Annotated in this window: 14 protein-coding genes and 1 other annotated feature; of the genes, 1 reads left to right on the top strand and 13 read right to left on the bottom strand. The window is 47.1% G+C overall.

Annotated features, from left to right (window positions below; all coding sequences use genetic code 11):
• Positions 1-74 precede the first annotated feature (74 nt).
• From JOD02_RS07140 to JOD02_RS07120, 5 genes are all read right to left on the bottom strand, one after another.
• Entirely contained in the window at positions 75-707 is a 633-nt protein-coding gene (locus JOD02_RS07140; RefSeq protein ID WP_204488256.1) for a cyclase family protein, read from the bottom strand.
• Between the two features lie 233 nt (positions 708-940).
• Positions 941-4060, bottom strand: coding sequence for an isoleucine--tRNA ligase (gene ileS, locus JOD02_RS07135; RefSeq protein ID WP_204488255.1), 3120 nt, complete (start codon positions 4058-4060; stop codon positions 941-943).
• Positions 4061-4334: 274 nt separating this feature from the next.
• Positions 4335-4605 (bottom strand) — a binding site (T-box leader).
• An 82-nt stretch (positions 4606-4687) separates the two neighbouring features.
• Positions 4688-6013 carry an aspartate kinase gene (locus JOD02_RS07130; RefSeq protein WP_341534550.1) on the bottom strand — a complete coding sequence of 442 codons (1326 nt, stop codon included), beginning with the start codon at positions 6011-6013 and terminating at the stop codon, positions 4688-4690.
• 330 nt (positions 6014-6343) lie between these two features.
• Positions 6344-6619 (bottom strand): DUF6171 family protein, encoded by a 276-nt coding sequence (locus JOD02_RS07125; RefSeq protein ID WP_204488253.1) that lies wholly within the window; start codon positions 6617-6619, stop codon positions 6344-6346.
• Between the two features lie 5 nt (positions 6620-6624).
• Positions 6625-8091 carry an alpha-N-arabinofuranosidase gene (locus JOD02_RS07120; protein WP_243426409.1) on the bottom strand — a complete coding sequence of 489 codons (1467 nt, stop codon included), beginning with the start codon at positions 8089-8091 and terminating at the stop codon, positions 6625-6627.
• 419 nt (positions 8092-8510) lie between these two features.
• Here JOD02_RS07120 and JOD02_RS07115 point away from each other — a divergent pair, with 419 nt between their 5' ends.
• Entirely contained in the window at positions 8511-9413 is a 903-nt protein-coding gene (locus JOD02_RS07115) for an ArsR/SmtB family transcription factor (RefSeq protein ID WP_204488486.1), read from the top strand.
• Between the two features lie 66 nt (positions 9414-9479).
• Here JOD02_RS07115 and JOD02_RS07110 read toward each other — a convergent pair whose 3' ends face one another.
• The 8 genes from JOD02_RS07110 to JOD02_RS07075 all read right to left on the bottom strand — a co-directional run bounded on the left by JOD02_RS07110 (position 9480) and on the right by JOD02_RS07075 (position 19408).
• The gene (locus JOD02_RS07110) at positions 9480-10424 is read right to left on the bottom strand and encodes a hypothetical protein (RefSeq protein WP_204488251.1); all 945 of its coding nucleotides are present in this window, start codon (positions 10422-10424) and stop codon (positions 9480-9482) included.
• 82 nt (positions 10425-10506) lie between these two features.
• Positions 10507-11316, bottom strand: a complete 810-nt coding sequence (locus tag JOD02_RS07105; RefSeq protein WP_204488249.1) for an anti-sigma factor family protein — start codon at positions 11314-11316, stop codon at positions 10507-10509.
• 14 nt (positions 11317-11330) lie between these two features.
• A complete protein-coding gene (locus JOD02_RS07100; RefSeq protein ID WP_204488247.1) occupies positions 11331-11894 on the bottom strand; it encodes an RNA polymerase sigma factor in 564 nt (187 codons plus the stop codon).
• A gap of 290 nt (positions 11895-12184) precedes the next feature.
• On the bottom strand, positions 12185-14749 hold the full coding sequence (locus tag JOD02_RS07095) for an AAA family ATPase (RefSeq protein WP_204488245.1): 2565 nt from the start codon (positions 14747-14749) through the stop codon (positions 12185-12187).
• The gene (locus JOD02_RS07090; RefSeq protein WP_204488243.1) at positions 14746-15969 is read right to left on the bottom strand and encodes a metallophosphoesterase family protein; all 1224 of its coding nucleotides are present in this window, start codon (positions 15967-15969) and stop codon (positions 14746-14748) included. The genes JOD02_RS07095 and JOD02_RS07090 overlap by 4 nt, the downstream gene beginning before the upstream one ends.
• Positions 15966-17642 carry a helicase HerA domain-containing protein gene (locus JOD02_RS07085; protein WP_204488241.1) on the bottom strand — a complete coding sequence of 559 codons (1677 nt, stop codon included), beginning with the start codon at positions 17640-17642 and terminating at the stop codon, positions 15966-15968. The genes JOD02_RS07090 and JOD02_RS07085 overlap by 4 nt, the downstream gene beginning before the upstream one ends.
• Positions 17639-18208 carry an HAS-barrel domain-containing protein gene (locus JOD02_RS07080; protein ID WP_204488239.1) on the bottom strand — a complete coding sequence of 190 codons (570 nt, stop codon included), beginning with the start codon at positions 18206-18208 and terminating at the stop codon, positions 17639-17641. Before JOD02_RS07080 ends, JOD02_RS07085 begins: the two co-directional genes overlap by 4 nt.
• 15 nt (positions 18209-18223) lie before the next feature.
• Entirely contained in the window at positions 18224-19408 is a 1185-nt protein-coding gene (locus JOD02_RS07075; RefSeq protein ID WP_204488237.1) for a DNA double-strand break repair nuclease NurA, read from the bottom strand.
• Positions 19409-19906: the final 498 nt, after the last annotated feature.

Below are 19906 nucleotides of genomic sequence, written 5' to 3'. Positions count from 1 at the left end.
TTTTATGCCCTGGAGCTCTTTTTGTCTAAAAAATCTTTTATAGTTTTCTTCTTTCAAGCCAATTCCTTTTAAGGTCAATCTTCAGCTCCTAATATCGCTCTCACAGGCGCTCCATCGGCCCCAGCAATCTTCATGGGCAGGCAAATTAAATAATACATCCCCGGCTGTACGCCAGACAAGTCTATCCCTTCCAGAGCTACTGTGTCATTGCGTCCCAAAAATACGGTATGTATGTCCTTGGTATCACCATAGGCACCTATAGAAAAATAGTCTAAGCCAAGTAGCCTTACACCCTGGTCAAGCAGCCATTGACCCGCCTCAGCCGAAAGCCCAACATAGTCCTTATGGAATTCTCTGTCATTTATTATTCGCGAGTTGGTGGTCTTGATCAGCAACCTCTTGACTCCCGGCACTACAAGCCTTTTCAGAGCCTCAAGGTCTACATAAACGCCCCTTGAAGGAACCTCCACCACCTGACAAGGGCCAATGAGCAGGTTCAAATCCAGCTCATCCACCTTCTTGCCATCAGGTATGAAATGATAAGGAGCGTCCAGATGCGTGCCAAAATGAGCACTGCATTCAATGGTGGATACATTGGCATTGGAACCTTTGCCTATCTCGCGCGTCACACGGCGAGTAAACGGAGTGTCACCCGGCCAACACGGGCGCCCCTCTTCCATAGGCAGAGTTATGTCTATCCATTTCATCCTAATCCCTTCCCTTCTTTGAAACTCTTTATCCCATTTTTAAACAAATCTTTTGCTCGATTGCGACATTCAACCATAATTTGTGTTACACCATTTTTATTGTGTTATTTAACATCCCAACCATGACCATAGCAGATTATAAATTCCCTGTCAATTACATTTTAACCCTATTCTTATAAAATCAAAAAAGGGAACAAAAAGGATGGGATAACACCCCATCCTTTTTGTTCCCCCTACTTCTTCACCACCGTAAACGTTACCCTCTCATCGTTAATGTTCCATTCCTTGGTATATCCTTCGGCGCTTCCCTCCATTATCTCCTGCGCCAGGACCTCCTCGGCTATTGCCTCCTTGTTACGCTCAATTATGGCAGCAATCCTATCGTTGTCGCGATAATACAGAGCGATCCGGTCTGTTACCTCAAAGCCAGCTTCCTTCCTCATGTTCTGCACCTTGCTGACGATCTCGCGCACAAAGCCTTCCTCTATGAGTTCAGGTGTTAAGTTGGTATCAAGGGCAACGGTGATGCCGTGCTCGCTCTCCACCACAAAGCCCTCCATGTGTCCGGTCTCGATGAGCACGTCATCCCTGGTGAGTTCTACCGTCGTGCCATCCACAGTCAGCACAAACGGCCTGCCATTTTCAAATTCCTGTAGCGCTTTCTTGCCGTCCACAGCCTTGAGAGCCTCTGAAATTCTAGGCACCAGCTTGCCGTATTTGGGCCCCACGGCTTTGAGCTGGGGCTTGACGGTCACGACGGTAAACCTGTCAACGTCGTCGGTCAGTATCACTTCTTTGACGTTGAGCTCATCCTTGACCAGCTCGATGAAGCTTTCGGGCAGGCTGTGATTCAGCTTTGCATACAGGGCTTTAAGCGGCTGGCGTATCTTTATGTTGGCTGTATTGCGGCAGGCACGGCCCAGGCTCACAAGCTTGAGCACCATATCCATGTTCTTTTCCAGTTCCTCGTCTATCCATTTTGGATTAGACTGTGGGTAATCGCACAGGTGCACGCTCTCAGGAACATCATCCCTCACACTCTTCACCAGGTTGCAGTATATCTCTTCTGTGACGAAAGGCACAAAGGGCGCCGCCAGTTTAGCCAGCTCCACCAGCACAGTATATAAAGTCATATAGGCGTTTATCTTGTCCTGAGGCATGCCCTTCTGCCAGAAGCGCTCACGGCTTCTCCTGACATACCAGTTGCTTAAGTCATCAACAAAGTCCTGTATGGCCCTCGCCGCTTCAGTGATGCGATAGTTGCTCAAGCTGCAATCGACAAAAGCTATAAGCGAGTGCAGCCGCGACAGTATCCACCTGTCCATCACCGACAGCTTATCGTAGTCTAGCGCATACTCGGTGGGATTAAACTGGTCAATGTTGGCGTACAACACGAAAAATGCATAGGTATTCCACAGGGTGCCCAAGAACTTCCTTTGAACCTCGCTTACAGCCTCCTCAGAGAAACGGCTGGGCAGCCATGGTGCGCTGTTTACGTAGAAGTACCACCGTACCGCGTCGGCCCCCTGGCGATCAAGTACCAACCACGGGTCAACCACATTGCCCTTGTGCTTGCTCATCTTCTGACCATCTTTGTCCAGCACAAGGCCCAGCACGATGACGTTCTTATATGCCGGCTGGTCAAACAGCAGCGTAGAAATCGCCAGCAAGGTATAAAACCATCCGCGGGTCTGGTCAATGGCCTCGCTTATGAAGTCGGCAGGGAAGTTCTCATTAAAAAGTTCCTGATTTTCAAAAGGATAATGCCACTGGGCAAAAGGCATGGACCCAGAATCAAACCAGCAGTCGATAACCTCGGGTACCCTCTTCATTTTATTGTTGCCGCACACAGGACACTTCAAGAATACCCGGTCAATATACGGCTTGTGAAGCTCGATATCATCAGGCACGTCCTGCCCCATTTCCTTAAGCTCTGCTATGCTACCCACCACATGCCTGTAGCCGCATTCGCACTCCCATATTGGAAGCGGAGTACCCCAGTACCGTTCTCGGCTCAAACCCCAGTCAACCACATTCTCCAGGAAGTTGCCGAACCGGCCATCTCTTATGTGCTCGGGCAGCCAGTTGATCTGGCGGTTGTTCTTGAGCAGCTGCTCCTTTACCGCCGTCATCTTGATAAACCAGGTATCCCTAGCATAGTACAGCAGAGGAGTATCACATCGCCAGCAGAAGGGATAAGAGTGCTCATACTCCATGACGTCATACACCAGGTTTCTCTGTTGCAGGTGCTTTATTATCTCGGGGTCAGCATCCTTGACAAACATGCCCTTCCACGGCTCAACAGCGTCCACAAACTTACCTTCAGTATCCACCAGCTGAACAAAAGGCAGGTCGTACTGCCTACCCACCTTGGCGTCATCTTCACCGAAAGCAGGAGCGGTGTGGACTATGCCGGTACCTTCACTTAATGTCACAAAGTCGTCTGCCACTACATAATAAGCCTTTTTGTCTACTTTGACGAATTCAAACAGCGGCTCGTACTCCATACCTACCAGCTCTGCGCCGCTCATACGCTCCAATACTTCATACTCTTGTTTGAGCACGGTAGGAGCCAACGCCTCGGCCAAAATGTATATCTCGTCTCCACACCTTACCTTTACATAGGTCTCTTTGCCGTTGACGGTAAGCGCCACGTTGGACGGAAGCGTCCAGGGCGTGGTTGTCCACGCCATGAGGAAGGTGTTATCCTGCCCCTTCACTTTAAATTTTACGTAAATAGACGGGTCCTTCACCTCTTTGTAACCCTGAGCCACTTCATGGCTGGACAGCGAAGTACCACAACGCGGACAATAGGGTACTACCTTGTGACCCTTATACAAAAGCCCTTTCTCCCATATCTTCTTAAGGGCCCACCAAACCGACTCGATGTATTCGTTGTAATAGGTGACATAAGGGTTTTCCATGTCGGCCCAATAGGCTACCCTTTCGCTCATCCGCTCCCATTCCTGCTTGTATCTCCACACGCTCTCCTTACACCTGTGAATAAATGGCTCTATGCCATACTTCTCAATCTCTGGCTTGCCGTTTATACCTAATTCTTTCTCTACCTCAAGCTCAACCGGTAAACCGTGGGTATCCCATCCTGCCTTACGCAGCACCTTGTACCCTTTCATGGTCTTATACCGCGGGATGATATCCTTTATCACGCGGGTCAATATATGCCCTATGTGTGGTTTACCGTTTGCCGTAGGCGGTCCATCGTAAAAGGTAAAGGTAGGACAACCTTCCCTAATCTGTATGCTCTTTTCAAATATGCGGTTTTGCTTCCAGAATTCCAGTATTTTTTGTTCCCTCTGTGCAAAATCCAGGCTGGTTGAAACCTTTTGATACATACCGTCCCCTCCATTAATTTTATTAAATTCATTAGAACATATTAATGGATTACCGTGCACATCAGGGAGTAGATGCTCCTTATTTTATAGAGCAAATTTACCATCGGTAAGATATCCACAGGGCAGTAAAAGCCCAATCTCCCTCAGGTGTGCATTTATTACTACCTCTTTATACAATCAAGCGCAAACAGAAATTTTTGTTTAAAACCTAAAAATCTGGCGGTACAGCTACAAAACTCCCACACTATGCCAAAAACAAAAGCCTTTCATCCATAACCAGGACGAAAGGCTTTCCTTCCGCGGTACCACCTGATTTGGTACACGACAGGCGTGTACCCTCTCTTTACGCATACAGGGATTCCCTATATGCTCCCTCTGTAACGGCAGGGCTCCGTCCCAGCCTACTCATGTGTTGCTCTCTGGCAACACTTTTCGGTCGGCCGTTCCGGGGTGATATTCAGCACCTTCGTTGTGGACCGGGCTCGCACCATCCCCGGCTCGCTGCACCATCAAAGGTACCTACTCCTCCCCTTCATCACGTTTTTCTCAAGTATCTTATCTGCTCGATCCCCGTTTGCAAGTATTATAATCAAAATGTGCCCATTTGTAAAGGCCTGGTTGCAATTTTCATTTACAGTTGTCCACAAAAGCGTAGTAGATTGCCCTAACTGCGCGTTCCATATCTTCGTTTTCAACTCCTACGATTATGTTGATCTCGCTGGACCCCTGATCGATCATCCGTACATTGATGCCTTCATTGCCCAGTGCTGTAAACAACTTTGCCGCTATGCCAGGGGTGTGGGCCATACCACGGCCAACAGTGGCAATGAGCGCCATGTTGGAATGAACCTCCACTGAATCGGGCTGAAGCTGCTCTTTGATCTCCTCAATCACCTTTTCCAACTTGCCATCCAGTTGAGAATCGGCAATTACCAGCGATATGGTGTCTATGCCCGAAGGCATGTGTTCAAAGGAGATCCCATTGGATTCGAGGATGGAAAGAAGCCTCCTTCCAAACCCCAGTTCCACGTGCATAAACGTCTTCTCTATGGCAATCACCGTGAACCCCTTTTTGCCGGCTACTCCCGTTATAGCCCCTGTACAGGTAACCGGTTCGGCTTCATTGACAATTAAGGTCCCTGGCTCCTCGGGCGCATTGGTATTCTTTATGTGGACTGGAATGCCGGCCTTTTTAACCGGAAATATGGAATCCTCATGAAGCACGCTGGCTCCCATATACGCCAGTTCCCGCAACTCACGGTAGGTGATCTTGCGAATGGGCTTTGGATTTTCGACTATGCGCGGGTCAGCCATCAAAAAACCCGAAACATCAGTCCAGTTTTCGTATACTTCGGCATTCACTCCCCGCGCTATTATAGCGCCTGTAATATCGGAACCCCCTCGAGGGAAGGTCTTTATCTCGCCGTTTGGCATTGAACCGTAAAAGCCGGGTATAACAGCCCGTTCATGCCGGCTTAAGCATCTTGCCACAGCTTCATTGGTGCGCTCGCTGTCAAACATCCCTCTTTCATCAAAAAATATTATATCGGCGGCATCAACAAAGTCATATCCCAGAAACTTCGCCATGATAATGGCGTTCAAATACTCGCCTCGGCTTGCAACATAGTCTGCAGAAGCTCCAGCAGCAATCCTCTCCCTTATCTCCTTAAGCAGCGGCTCCACATCCAAATCCAGGTTTAAGTCCCTGATTATATCCCTAAAGCGCTGCGCTATAGCCTCAAATACCTCGCCAAACTCCTCTCCCAGGCTGGCTTTTTTATGACATGCATATAAGAGGTCGGTTATCTTGGTATCGCCGCTGTGACATTTCCCGGGTGCAGACACCACAACATACTGCCTTCGTGGGTCTTCCATTATTATCCTATACACCTTGCGAAACTGTACAGCATTTGCAAGGGACGTGCCCCCAAATTTTGCAACTATCACTCCCACTTCTTTCAATCCTCCTAACGCTAGAATAACAAGGATTATTATAGAATTATGCAATATAAAAGTCAAGTGTGACTGCTGCATCTTATCCGTGCACTATTCAAAATTTTGCAATTTTAATATATGTATTTTGCATTTTTGCAGTGGCTGTTAAATTCATCTTTAACAAAGCTGAGTGGACAAGCTCGAAAATAGTTTTGAATCCTGTGAGGTTTTGAAATACATTTTAGTATATCCTGCATTTTCTTCCTTTTATCCCATGCCAAGGCTCCAAAAAACACAAAAAGAAAAGCCCAAGGAAATCCTTCCCTGGACTTTATTAGCTAAAAACCTTTACCATTTGGGCTGATATGGATAAGGACACCGCGCACCTTTAAGCTTTGCTTTAATTTGGACCAAGCAGCCACACAACCTGCAGGTAGTACCATAATCGAGATATGTGCATTGCCTACAAATCTCAAGCCTAGCGTTATACTCCTCCTGAGTTACCAACTTGACGTTTCTTATCTTGAGCGTTTCGCCAAATATCTCTTCTATTTCATGCTGCGAAAGCCTGACAGTGGCACTGCATCCTTTGCATTCACCATTTTCCACAACGCTGCACCCCATTCTCTTTACTCCAAAGTCAGCACTACCACCGACTTAGACGGGAGCTTGATATCCAGCACATTACCTAGTAGAGCCGCATCGCTAAAAGCCACCGGCTTTACAGCATTGGGCTCGTCAAATGTATTGTGGGCATTCATCTCGGACGACGTCAAAATAGTTCCACTTACCTTGGTTCTGCTGGTTCCCCTAAGCTCACACTGTATATGCGCTGCCGAATTGGGATCTAAGTTGCACAGCGATATATTAATCCTGCCCTGCCCATCTTCGGAAGCAGAAGCGCTTATCTGAGGTATGCTCTCGTCTCCATAGGTGTACAAGCTGCTTGTGAATTCCAAAGACAGAAGCTGAGCATCTTGATGCACCTTGTACATGTCAAATACGTGATATGTGGGTGTGACTATCATCTTTTCGCCCTCGGTTAAAACCATGGCCTGCAGCACATTCACCGTTTGAGCCAGGTTTGCCATGTGCACCCTGTCGCAGTGGTTGTTGAATATGTTGAGGTTAACCCCAGCCACCACTGCATCCCGCAGGGTATTCTGCTGATACAAGAACCCAGGATTGGTACCCGGTTCTACGTCATACCACGTACCCCACTCATCCACGATGAGCCCTACCCGCTTTTCGGGGTCGTATCTATCCATAATAGTGGAATGCTTGGTAATCAGCTCATCCATAACCAGCGTCTTCTTCAAGGTGATAAACCATTCACGTTCATCAAACTGGGTGGCTGACCCCTTCTTCTGCCATGTCCCTGGCACTGTGTAGTAATGCAGGCTCAAACCATCCATATAGCGTCCCGCTTCCCTCATCAGCACCTCGGTCCAGTGATAGTTGGCATCCGAAGGCCCACAGGCGATCTTGTATATCTTGTTGCCGCTGAAGTTGCGCACATAAGTAGCATACTGACGGAAAAGGTCAGCGTAATATTCGGGGCGCATGTTTCCTCCACAGCCCCAGTTCTCGTTGCCTATACCGACAAAGGGCAGTTTCCAGGGCTTTTCCCTCCCGTTTTCCCTCCTCAAATTAGCCAGCCAGGAATCACCATCAAACGTTATGTACTCAATCCATTCCCGCAATTCCCTCACTGTACCGCTGCCCACATTGCCGGTAATATACGCGTCTGCCCCCAACAGCTCACACAGCCTGAAATACTCATGGGTCCCAAAGTGATTGTTTTCCACCACGCCACCCCAGTGGGTATTAATGGTCTTAGGCCGCTTCTCATAAGGACCTATACCATCGCGCCAGTGGTACTCATCGGCAAAACACCCTCCCGGCCATCTCAATACAGGAATTTTGACCTTTCTTAAAGCATCTACTACATCGTCGCGTATGCCATCGGTGTTGGGAATGGGTGAGTCTTTACCTACCCAAAATCCCTCATAGATGCACCTGCCAAGGTGTTCAGCAAAATGCCCGTAAATATTCTTGTTTATCTTTCCCTTTTTGATATCGGCATTCAAGATCATCTTGACCACTTTGAACCCCTCCTTTTTTCGTGTGCCACTGTTTAATATTTTTATTAAATGCTTAATATATTTATTTGTATACATTATAAATCAGTAATGCAATATCTGTCAATTTCGATTTTGCCAAGAAAACAACATCGGAACATCCGCTTTACTCAGTTCGCCTAAGTGGTTTATAATGATGTTAACCGTAAAACTATAATTACAACAAACATAAAAATACTTAGGCTATTACAAAGATTATGGCGTTACAATGGCGTAGGCAATAACAAAAACTTGTGGTCAACAACTGCAAAGTGTTATGATTTGCGTCCAAATATACATTAATTGAATATATGGGAAATACAAAGGCTGTGAAAGGAGGATAAGGCGCACCATTTGCCGGCAATTTAAAAGGCTACATTTTGCGCCACACATACATGAAGATAGACACGACAGAAAAATGGCTACCTGTTTACGAAGCATTGGCCAGCAATGTGAGGTTGAGAATAATAAACTTTCTAGCTCAAAGGCCCATGAACATAAAAGAACTGGCCGAAAGGCTGAACCTAAGCAACGCCATAATGACCATGCACATAAGGAAACTAGAAAAGGCCGGAATTATAAAAGTCGAGGTTACCCCATGCAGGGGCGGCTTACAGAAGCTTTGCAGTTTGGCCATAGATTCACTCGAAATAACCTTTCCTAATGCTAAAAAGCATGAAAGGAAGTACCATGAAGTGTCTATACCCGTGGGACATTATACCGACTTTAAGGTAACGCCCACCTGCGGGCTGGCCACTCTCGAAAAGGTCATAGGCCATTTTGATGACCCCCGTTATTTCCTTGACCCTGAAAGGGTAAATGCCAGAATCCTCTGGTTCACCCAGGGGTATGTGGAATACAAAATCCCCAACTATCTCTTGCCCAACCAGCAGCCCGAAGAACTGGAAATTTCGATGGAGCTGGGGTCTGAAGCGCCGGGCGTCAATAGCAACTGGCCATCAGATATATCATTCTTTATAAATGGAGTATACATAGGCCAATGGACCAGCCCAGGCGACTTTGGAGGCGAAAGAGGAATATATACTCCCTCCTGGTGGAGCAATAACATAAACCAATACGGGCTCCTCAAGGTGCTCCGTATAAACAGCGAAGGAAGCTTCATAGATGGCCAAAAAATATCCGACATTACCATCAAAGACATATTCCTTGACTTAAAGCAATGGACGTTTCGTATAGCGGTGCTAGAGGATGCTACACACATAGGAGGAGTAACCATTTACGGCAAGGGGTTTGGAAACTACGACCAGGACATCGTGGTGCGGGTGTATTATATATAAATAAAAACCAGCCTTTCTTTTGTAATGCAGGCTGGCTGTTATCACTAAAGCTTAATTGTCAGACAATTAAGCATCCTTATACACCTTCTCATAAGTATCTAACCATGCTTTTACTTCTCCTATATAACCGCTCAATGCGGACAGCTTTTGCTCATCGGGCAAATCCACAAACCGTCGGTTGATGGTCGCCAACTGTCGCACAAAGTCATGTAGCTCCTCTATCTTGTTTTTTAGCTCCTTGTTCGCTTTTTCCAGACGGACAAGTTCCTCGCCATTCACCTTTTCTCTGCCCCTTGCCGCCATGTCCACCAGCCGTTTTAACCCTTTGAAGAATTCCTCCACCGAGAAATCATCAAAAGTGGCCATGCTGGCAACAGCATCTCCAATTATCTCTATCAAGGAATCCTTGCGGGCATCCCCCATGCCCACATCATTTATGGTATCTGTGGTGATGTCTTTATTAGCAGAGGCTGATGCAGAATTGCCACCCACTACTTGCCTGGTATAAGGGTTGAAATACTTAAGTCCTTTTTGTGACATTTCGGCCATCAAACTCTCGACATATTCACGCTGGCTGGCTATGACGTTTCTATACTTGTTTTGTAATCTCAACATCTTCTTTGGATCTCCACCTGCTAAGCGATTGGCACACGAACGTACCGACTCACCTTCGGCCTGTGCCATCAATATAGACATGACCAGGTCTTTAACTTCATCTTCTGTGAAAGACTTGCCCGCTACTCCTTTCAAGGTTCTAACCTTTCCCTTCTTATCGCTTGACTCGGCCTCACCTATAAGTTGAGAATGCAAATAGCGGTAGTAATAGTTTCTTATGGTATTTACCTTAAGGCCGCTTTTTTTGGCAACAGCTTCAAAAGCCTGAAGCATGGGTACATTTTCCTCTTTGGCGCGAAGCACTTCTTCTCTCATAGAGGATATGAGTTCGGCATCGATTCCCGGCGCATTGTTTTCCATAGCGTTTGTGTTCTTCACGGTTTCATTCCTAGCCACCAGTAATCCCTCCTGTTTATTAATTTTTACCTATATTATTAACCATAATTATCCTGTTTATACAATATATTATAAAAATATATCATTCTTGCTCTACAATAACAATGGTTACTGTATCAGACTCAAAATTGGTTCCCACTTCTTCCACTTCTCCCAGCAATTCAAGCTCCTTATACAGAGCTTTACGCTGTTCAATAGACGTAACTTTCAAAGTGATGCTGTCTTCTGTCTGATCAACCATATCTATACCGTGTTGTAAAGCCCTTATTAAGACAGTTTGAGGAGTTACACATACCTCCTGTACCTTAAGCCTCACCTTATCCGATTTGATATAACCCTCAGCCTGGCGAAGCTGTGCCTGTGTTTCAGGCTCAGCATCAGAAGCGCTTGCATCACCTTTGCCTAATCTTTGCTGGACTTCAACCCTCGTTGCTGTACTATTGCTCGACTCTGTTGATTCTTGAACCGCTGAATCCTCTACTGAACTCTTGGACATATCCTGCGGAGCTGCCAAATCACTCTGCCCTTTCTCGCGCGAGTATCCAAACAAAAACCCATCCACGCTCAGTACCTTGATAGCCAAGACAATGACAATTGCCGCTGCAGCTATGCCCACCCACTTTATCCATCTTGAAAATTTGCCGTAGTTCTTATATGTCACCCCTGTTACTTGCCCATTCTCCAAGCGGGCACACAACCTATCCACAAAACCAACAGGTAATTCCTCTTCCTCCAGCCTCCTCACCATTTGCACTGCAGCCTTCATACGTTCAAACTTTCGCCTGCAATCAATACAGTCTTCTATATGGCCCTCCAGCTGCTGAGCCCGTTCTTTATCCAATTCACCATCTATATACAGGGAGATAAGTTCCTGCACCACACCGCAATCCATAAGCTCACCTCCTGTCACTCCAACATCTCCCTAAGTGCATCGCTCAGCGCAGCTCTCGCACGACTTATATGAGATTTAACGGTACCCAAAGGGACCTGCAAAATTTCAGCAATTTCCTCATAGCTGTAATTCTGTATATCCCTGAGTATAATGACGGTTTTGTATTCTGGCTTCAAAGCAGCAATACAAGCCTGCAGCTTTCGATATCGTTCCTTCTTTATCACCTCTTCCTCTGGCAGTGGGTCACCAGATACAAGCTCAATTCCAACGGCATCTTCATCTTTACCCGGATTTAACGATACAGTATCTACTTTACTGCCCTTTTTATATTTATCAATACATGTATTATATGCAATGCGGTAGATCCAGGTTGAAATCTTGCTGTTCCCCTTAAACGACTTTAGATTTTTATATACTTTTATAAACACCTCTTGAGCCAAATCCTCCGCATCTTCCTTGTTGTTTGTCATTCTATAACAGTAGTTGTATATCTTTTTTGCGTAAAGGGAGACCAGCTCTTCAAACGCCACCATATCGCCCTTCTTGGCCTTTTCCACAAGCAAGGCCTCATCGCCCATTCAATCCCCTCCCCTTTTTTGGGACTACATCCTCTTTCCACCGTGAACTACCATCCACACGACAATTTAAGGGCTTCCCCTTCCTACCATCAAGCCCAATTCATCTCTACCTTGTTGGCAACGCAAACTTTTTGCATGTTTTATGGCACATCATCAGAGATTTCAACCAATAATGACAATATATAATTTACAGTAATTATACCACACCCCAGGCATATATTTTAATATACACTATAAATTTTTTGACATTTTGTATAATTTCTTGTGATTTTTTGTGCACATTTAACCATTTACCCCACTAACCTAAAGGTTGAACCCTCCGGGGTCTTTATAACCTCAATCTGAACCGGAAATGCATCTTTTAGCTCCTGCACATGCGTAATCACCAATATCTTATCAAACTCATCCCTTATGGCATTTATAACTTCCACCAGGCGTTCCCGCCCCTGCTCATCCAACACGCCAAATCCCTCATCGAGTATCAGCATACGCATGTTGGCCCCCGCCCTGTTGGCCAATATCTTAGCAAGGGCAATGCGTATGGCAAAGTTTATACGAAATTCCTCTCCACCTGAATAGGTCTCGTATTTCCTGGTATCCATGCCATCGGATATTTTTATATCCAGCGTCTCTATCACATTGCCCGACCTGGTATCGCGCTGGGTCAAAAACTCTACAGCCAGGCGCCCATCGGTAATTTTAGCCAAAATTCGGTTGGTCTCGTCCTGCAGCTCGGGTATGGCATTTTCAATGATGGCAGCCTGAATGCCCCGCTTGCCATAGATTAAAGCCAGCGCCTTATAAACCTCGAGCTGTTCATGTAGCTGGCGCTGCTCCTCCTTTTTCTTTTCAAGCTGCTGCTCAGCAACCAAAATATTGTCCATACGCTCTTTTAAAGCCCCTCTCCTGGCCTCCATAGTGCGGATATCCTTTTGAACGCTTTCAAATTCTCTCTGCAGCTCAGAAAGTCTTGCCAGTATCTCAGGCAGGTCCTTTATAGAATCCCCAAGCGTCTCAAGCAAAAGCTCCATGTCCTTAACATGCTTTTTTCTGTCATCTATGAGATTGAGGATTCGCTGCAGGCTTTCAATGTCAGAATCCATTTGCACTTTAGCCTTCTGGGCATACTCCCACTGTTCTGGCACTTTTTCCAGACTATGCAGCTTATCTCGCACAATGTTGTGTTGCTGCGGGTCATAACCCACCTGTTGTATTTGACGTTCTATCTCATCTATCTGTTGCATGGCATTTTTTGCATATTCTTTTGTCTCCAACTGCTCTTTAAGAAAATCCAGCTGTGGCCGCAATTCCTGCAGCTTCTGCCGTGCCTCCTTTATTTCATTAAGCTGGCGATCTATCAACGCCATACGAGACTCTAGCCTGCTCCTACCTTTAAGCCTTGCCTTTATGCCATCAATGCGCAGTTGCGCCTGCTTCTTTTCGTTTTCAAGGTCAGCCATCGCTTTTTTGACCTTTTGTAAAGATTGTTGGATGGCCTTCCCCTGGTCTGCTATATCTTTTAACAACTCATCCCTGTGCTGGGCATCCAGCGGCCTTCCACAAACCGGACAACTCGACTCTACACCCTTAAGGGCAACATACCTCTCTCTCAGTTCCTCCAGCTGCCTTCGCAAAACACCTTCCTTCCCAGCCAGCTCCGCTGACTCGTGTCCAATGTCTACTACCCTTTTCTCCAGCACTTCCAGCTCTTTCTCCAAGACATTCAGCTCATCAATGCCTTTCTGGCAGGTTTTATACTCCTCCTGCAGGTCCTTCGCCTGAGCAATCACACCCTCGAGCTGTGCCTTTTCCTTCTCCAGCATATCAATACGGTGGCGCAACTCCTGCTCTTTGATGCGCAGTTCACCCAACAGCCGTTCCTTTTGGGTTTTAAGTTCAGCAATACGCTGGTATTTATAGGCAAAGGCCTTTTCCTGCTCCTCAAGAGCCTTAAACTCAGCGTAATTTTTCTCTATCTCGTGCTGGTTCTGCAGCACTTTTTTATAATTCTCAATTCGCACCTCCAGGTCTTTTTTGTCCTTTTCAAGAGCATCCAACTGCTTTTGTTCAAGTACAAGCTGCTGACGATGGTATTCAATCCTTGCCTTAATAGCATTTTTCTCTTCCCTCTGCCTGTTTAACGTTTCAAGCTGCTCCCTTAACCCCTTCTCCCTAGCCTGCAATTCACGAATAACATTTTCCACCTGAGCCATATCGCTGCGAACACATTCTTTTTCAGCAACCTGCTGCTGCAGCAAATCCATTTCCCTTTCTATAAGATCCAGGCGGTTTTGTACCTCGTTACGCTTATCCAGCGCCTTTCTCTCCAGCTTATCGTAAACCGCTAAATTGAGTATCTCGGCCAGTATCTCCTTCCGCTCGCTGGGTTTTTTAGTAGCAAACAGGTCAGCCTTACCCTGGCTCAAATAGCCGGTACACAGGTAGGTCTCATAATCCAGCTTAATGACCTCCTGGATCTTCTGCTGGGTCTCATCTATGCGATTCCCGCTTATGGGCACAAATGCGTCAGCCCTCTTTATCATGAAGTCCAGGGATGACAGACCCCTTCTCTTGTCACGCTTGCGCACCACTTTGTAAACCTGGCCATCTTCTTCAAACGTAAAGGCTACTTCCATTTCATCGGCACCCGTCCTCACCAAGTCATCCACGCCACCCCTGCCATCCATGCCTTTGCACTTTCCCCATACGCACCAGGCTATGGCATCAGCCAGCGACGACTTGCCGTTGCCATTATCGCCGCTGAGCAGTGCCACATCAAACATGTTAAAGTCCAATATAGGCGCTTTTTCACCATAAGACTTAAAATTGCGGAGGTATAAACTGATAGGCCTCATATGGCGCCCTCCTCTTTAAGCTCCTCAAAAAGCTGCTCATTTGCCTTAAGCAACGCCTGCAGCATGCCCTTATATTCTTGCTTCTTTGAAATGTATTCGACCACAGCCTGCATGGCATCCATCCTCTCGGTAAGGCCGGGGTGCCTCAAATGTGAAAGATCGGAAATTATATCCTTTTCTATCCCGGCCACATAAAACGCACGCTGGCGCAGTATACTGTAAAGCTCTTTTTCCTTAAGGCGGGACAGAGCATGCGCAGGTAGCTTCACTTTCACCTTTACAATCGCCTCTCCTAAAGAGTATCCTTCAATGGCATCCAACACCTTTTTGAAGGGGTCACCAGCGGTAGCATCTACATAAAAGGTTTTAAATGGACGGGTATCTAGCTTGATAAACTCAAAGGAAGCCTCGCCTTTTTTGAGCAAAACCTCGACAAACCCCTTATCCTCTTTCTCCTCGTTGAAGTCCACCCTATCCAGGCTTCCACAGTAGACAATAGGCGGCTTATCATAAAGCACCTGATGTTTATGTATGTGCCCCATAGCCACATAATCAATTTCGGGCCTGGCAAAGAATCCTACAGGAAGCATCACTTCTCGCCCCAACATGATAACCCTCTCTGACCCCGCCATAGCGCCTATCAGCGAGAAATGTGCCATGACCACAACAGGTAGAGACGGATCTAGCCTTTGTATCAGGATATTCAGCAAATTTCCCAGCTTCTCCCGCATACCTATGGAAATTTCCTCCATAGTAGCGGCTTCAACGGCCAGGTTAGTAGGCGATGCATAAGGAAGAGCCACCACCTGAAAAGCGCCGCGCCGTGTATCCAAAACATCTACGGTAGGTCTCCGACGCACATACACGCCCGGCAGGTCAACCACATCGTATATCTCCACCGATGTAGCCTTACCCGCAGCATTGTGAAGGTCATGATTGCCCACTATTATATACACCTTTATGTCGGCATCGGACAAGCGCTTCACCCTTTTGGCAAACTCCCGCTGCTGCGTAACGTCGGGTTCCCTGTTCTTAAAAACATCACCGCATATGAGCACGGCATCAACCTGGTTGCCTATAGCGTAATCCACCAGCTTATCCAAAGTGGCCAAAAAGTCAGCAATACGAGAATGGATGCCGGTAGCGCTATCCAGCCTACCGTAATTCTGCATCCCTATGTGAAGGTCTCCGGTATGAATAAGGCGTATAGGCTCCGTCATACGCCATACAACTCCCTCATGAGGTCCTCAAATTCTTTACCCGGCGGAGGTTCCTGCACCCCAGGGCTCTCTGCAAAGCCGCTGGTGTCAGAAGCCTGTTTAAACCCCACCATCGGCCTTCGACTAAACACGCCATCTTGGTCTTTGGTGATGTCCCTATAGAAGTTTTCATCGTACGTCCTGGTCTTTATAACCACGGGCATGGGAACAGCGTGCCCCATGATTATGGCCTGCTGTTTTGTGTCCAGGCTGGCAAGCACGTTACGCAACATCCTTGCATTGTTTACACCGCACAACACCGACTCTATATCCTTTTCCTCGGTGAGCAACGCCACTATTTTGGTCCCCAGCTGCGACAGCACCTCCGGGTCAATACCCGATGGACGTTGGTCCACCACCAGCAACGTCACGTTGTACTTTCTCATCTCCCTTGCGATCATTCCGAATATAGTTTGGCGCGACAACTCAGGGCTTAGAAATTTATGGGCCTCCTCGATGACTATAACCAACGGCGTGTTGTTGCCCTGCATTCCCCCCAGTACCCTTTCGCTGCGCTTGACATACAGCTCGTGTATACGGCGCGTCAAAATATTGGCCACCAGCATATAAGCCAGCATGCTCCTTTGATGGCCAAACTCCAGCACCACGTTCATCCCGCTATCCAGATACTGCATTATTCGCTCTACTGCGTCATCTGCCGGGTTTTCTTTTATAAACGGCAGCTTCTGGAGCCTGAACAGCTTGCGCTGCAATGCCAGTATCGCACCCGCATGAGCCCCCGTATTCTTAGCAAACTCTTCTATGGCAAACGCATCCATATTTAAAAAGGTGATCAGCCAGTCCTGCCCCAGATGCTTTTGTAACACGTATATTACCTCCAGGGCAGTGGGGTTTAAGTTGAGCTCATCCCGCACCATCACGATATCCTCGGCTTCAATAGCACGGTAGGGTATCTCCACTACAAAGTCGGGATGCACCCCGCGGTTGCGAGACGACTCGGCGTCCAGGGTGAAGATGGCCACCTTGGAACCAAACAGCTGCTTGAGCCCCTTGGCCTTCTTGCGCGTCTCGTCCTCGTCCTCGCCTTCCCAACCATACTCCGAATGCATGTCAAACACCAGCACGTTGCACAGCCCGCTTTTTATCATACCGCACAGCATTATACGGGTGTAAAAGGTCTTGCCGGTACCCGACTTTCCAAATATGCCATTAGACCTCTCTATGAACTTCTTCAAGTCTATGCACACCGGTATGTGGTCCATATCCAGGGGAGAACCCACGTGGAAATGCGTTCGGTCAGGCCGCCCAAATATCTTGAAGACGTCCTCCTCCCGTGCCTCACGGACACGGGACAGGTAAGAAGGTATGCTCTTTACGGGCTGCACCTTGCCGTCATCTCGCCTTATGGCAATCATGGGCTGAATCTTCACCTTGTCTATTATGCCGGTACCTCTAACCACTTCATTGAGAATCGAATTGTCCGACAGCGTCTCGTAAAAGGCCTTTGGATTGGCAGCTTCTATATCCTCATCCACCACCATAGAAAAAAAGTCATGTGTTTTGCCCTCTACCACGCAAAAGGTGCCCACCTTAACCTCTTCTATATTCTCACCTATATCCAACCTTACTTCCAGGCCACCAGAGAGCGAACCCCTAAGTATCGTCCCCCTCACGCCATATCCACCCTCTCTAAAATGGACTTGAGCCTCTGGGTATCGTAATTTAGCATCTTGAGAAGCTCGCGTCCCGCCCTTATAATGTATTCACGGGGTTCGGAATGAAAGCGCGCCACCGTGCGAATAGCCGCAGCCGTTAACTCTTCTCCGTTGCCAGCTGGACAGTTCAATGTCTTTTCGAGGAAACTTAAGTGCTGGGAAATGGTCAACACCTCTTGCTCATCCGCCTTTTCCACCGGCAGATGAAGGCTGAGGTGTATGGGCGGATAATATGGGTGATACCGCCCATTCTGAGCATACCCAACCACTACGCAAGAAAACTCGGTGCGAAGCAGATCAAAGATCTGCGGCTGTTCCATCTTGAGCTCATCGATGGACTTAAAGAAGGCCTTTGCCTTGCTCATGCCGTCCAGGCTACCCGTATAGGCCCCCGAAACGATGCCGTATACCCGCAGCTCACCATCCCTGACCCTGACAAATGAGCCATAGGCCGGCACCTGGTCATACCTGACCGCCTCTGCCACAAACTCGGCTGTCCTGCTTTCTATAATCTCACCTATCAAGGTATGCACCCCTCTCTAAAAAATTCTGGTGCGCTTGCGCAGCTCTTTGTTGGTAATACGGCTTGGAAGCCCCCGCCTGACAAACTGGCCTTCCACCAGACGGTAAAACGCCTCCCGCTCTTCACCCTTTATCACCGCAAAATGATGTGCCTCCTGAAGTGCAATGGGATAACCCATACCCTTTTGTGCCTGGTCATACACCGCCCAATGAAGCAGGTTGAGCAGGTGGTCGTTCTCCAGCACGTAATCGGGCGCCTCCACCCGTGCTATCTCGCTGCCCACGTTCAGGTAGAAAAACCCTATACGGTACAGTGGCCATTCACTACGCGGCAAAGTGTTGATACCACCGTAAAAGCAGGCCGACCGCTCTCCTGGCTTGAGAATGTGCGCAAACAAGGTAGTATCCCTTAAACCTTCCAGCCTGTGGCAGGGAGCTGTCACGTCGTTTCGACATTCGCAACTTACGCAGTTCATGACGGGTTGAGTACAGTCACCAGCCCGCAAAGTATTTATCACAAGGGAAGTGCGTGACCCCGATATGTACCCTGCCACCGGAATGCCAAGATTTTGCCCAATTTTAAAAACATCCTTAAAATGTGGTGCAGTAAAACCGCCTATGTCCTTTTTAGCCGATGCCGCCTTATCCCATGAAACCAGCGTTCCATCAACCAGCACCACTGCCGGAACACCCTCTTTACGCTGATTTAAAATCAGGTCTTTTAAGTGCTGGGCCTCCATAGCGGCGCGCTTCTCAGCCAGGTCTTCCCCCCTCAGTAGAAATACCTCCAGTTCCCCCTGCTTGTACAGGTCCTCATCACGGTAGTACAAATAAGGCAGGCTGTCCATGAGTGGCGGGTCCCCTGTACCGTAATGCAGCACCACCCTGCCTATGTTGAGCACATAGCACAGCACAATCTCGTGAGTATCAACATCAATCTGAGAGCCATCCACTGCCATGACAGTATATACTGGAATTGGCTGAGGAAGAGGAAAAGCATCATCCAATCTACCCTTTGGAAAAGCCACAAAAAAGTGGCGTGAATCGGAATCTATCTTTTCTATGTAATCCTGCGGTTTCTCCCGAAAATGACCCACAGCTTCCATCAAGCAGCTTTTCTTCTCCTTAATCCGCTGTATTTCCTGCTGCTGAGCCCACACCATCTCCATCAGTTGTAGACTTATTTTACTCAAATCAAGCATGCTTACCCTCTCCTGTTCCGTACCAATTTTGGGGGCAGTTTAATTTTTCCCATTTTTAGCCACATCAAGCAGGAAAGCAATAAAATTAGATTTCGGTACCAAAACTTCAATAGAGACGTCTCGAGGGTACAGTTATACAATCCCAATAAATACTCAACACCATCTGTCTTTTATCAAAAAACTCGTGCACCCACCTGTTCTTGTCAATAATCCTTTTTTAAGTGAACCCTCTCAATGATAAGTTAAAAAACTACACAACAATCCTTTTTATAGATAATATCATACATGAATAACATAGCCAACAGTATTCTATCATTTTTTGACCATAACATTCAAAATATTTATAAGCTCGACCTTTGTTTCAAAAGCAGTTAAGTAAATCATCATGTCATGCTGTTTTACCAAAAAGTATATTACAAAAAATTCATTATACAAAATATGGTGGACTCTGGTATAATATAATTTGTATCGGAGCAGTATAAATGTACAGGAGCGAGG

The organism is Caldicoprobacter guelmensis (assembly GCF_016908415.1).
GTDB lineage: Bacteria > Bacillota > Clostridia > Caldicoprobacterales > Caldicoprobacteraceae > Caldicoprobacter > Caldicoprobacter guelmensis.
Note: the sequence above shows the minus strand (reverse complement) of the source record. Positions and strands in the feature narration are given on the sequence as shown.

Coding starts and splice junctions, on each gene's coding strand:
- JOD02_RS07120 (WP_243426409.1), bottom strand. CDS start 8,091: ATGATCTTGAATGCCGATATCAAAAAGGGAAAGATAAACAAGAATATT.
- JOD02_RS07115 (WP_204488486.1), top strand. CDS start 8,511: ATGAAGATAGACACGACAGAAAAATGGCTACCTGTTTACGAAGCATTG.
- ileS (WP_204488255.1), bottom strand. CDS start 4,060: ATGTATCAAAAGGTTTCAACCAGCCTGGATTTTGCACAGAGGGAACAA.
- JOD02_RS07105 (WP_204488249.1), bottom strand. CDS start 11,316: ATGGATTGCGGTGTGGTGCAGGAACTTATCTCCCTGTATATAGATGGT.
- JOD02_RS07095 (WP_204488245.1), bottom strand. CDS start 14,749: ATGAGGCCTATCAGTTTATACCTCCGCAATTTTAAGTCTTATGGTGAA.
- JOD02_RS07075 (WP_204488237.1), bottom strand. CDS start 19,408: ATGCTTGATTTGAGTAAAATAAGTCTACAACTGATGGAGATGGTGTGG.
- JOD02_RS07140 (WP_204488256.1), bottom strand. CDS start 707: ATGAAATGGATAGACATAACTCTGCCTATGGAAGAGGGGCGCCCGTGT.
- JOD02_RS07090 (WP_204488243.1), bottom strand. CDS start 15,969: ATGACGGAGCCTATACGCCTTATTCATACCGGAGACCTTCACATAGGG.
- JOD02_RS07100 (WP_204488247.1), bottom strand. CDS start 11,894: ATGGGCGATGAGGCCTTGCTTGTGGAAAAGGCCAAGAAGGGCGATATG.
- JOD02_RS07125 (WP_204488253.1), bottom strand. CDS start 6,619: ATGGGGTGCAGCGTTGTGGAAAATGGTGAATGCAAAGGATGCAGTGCC.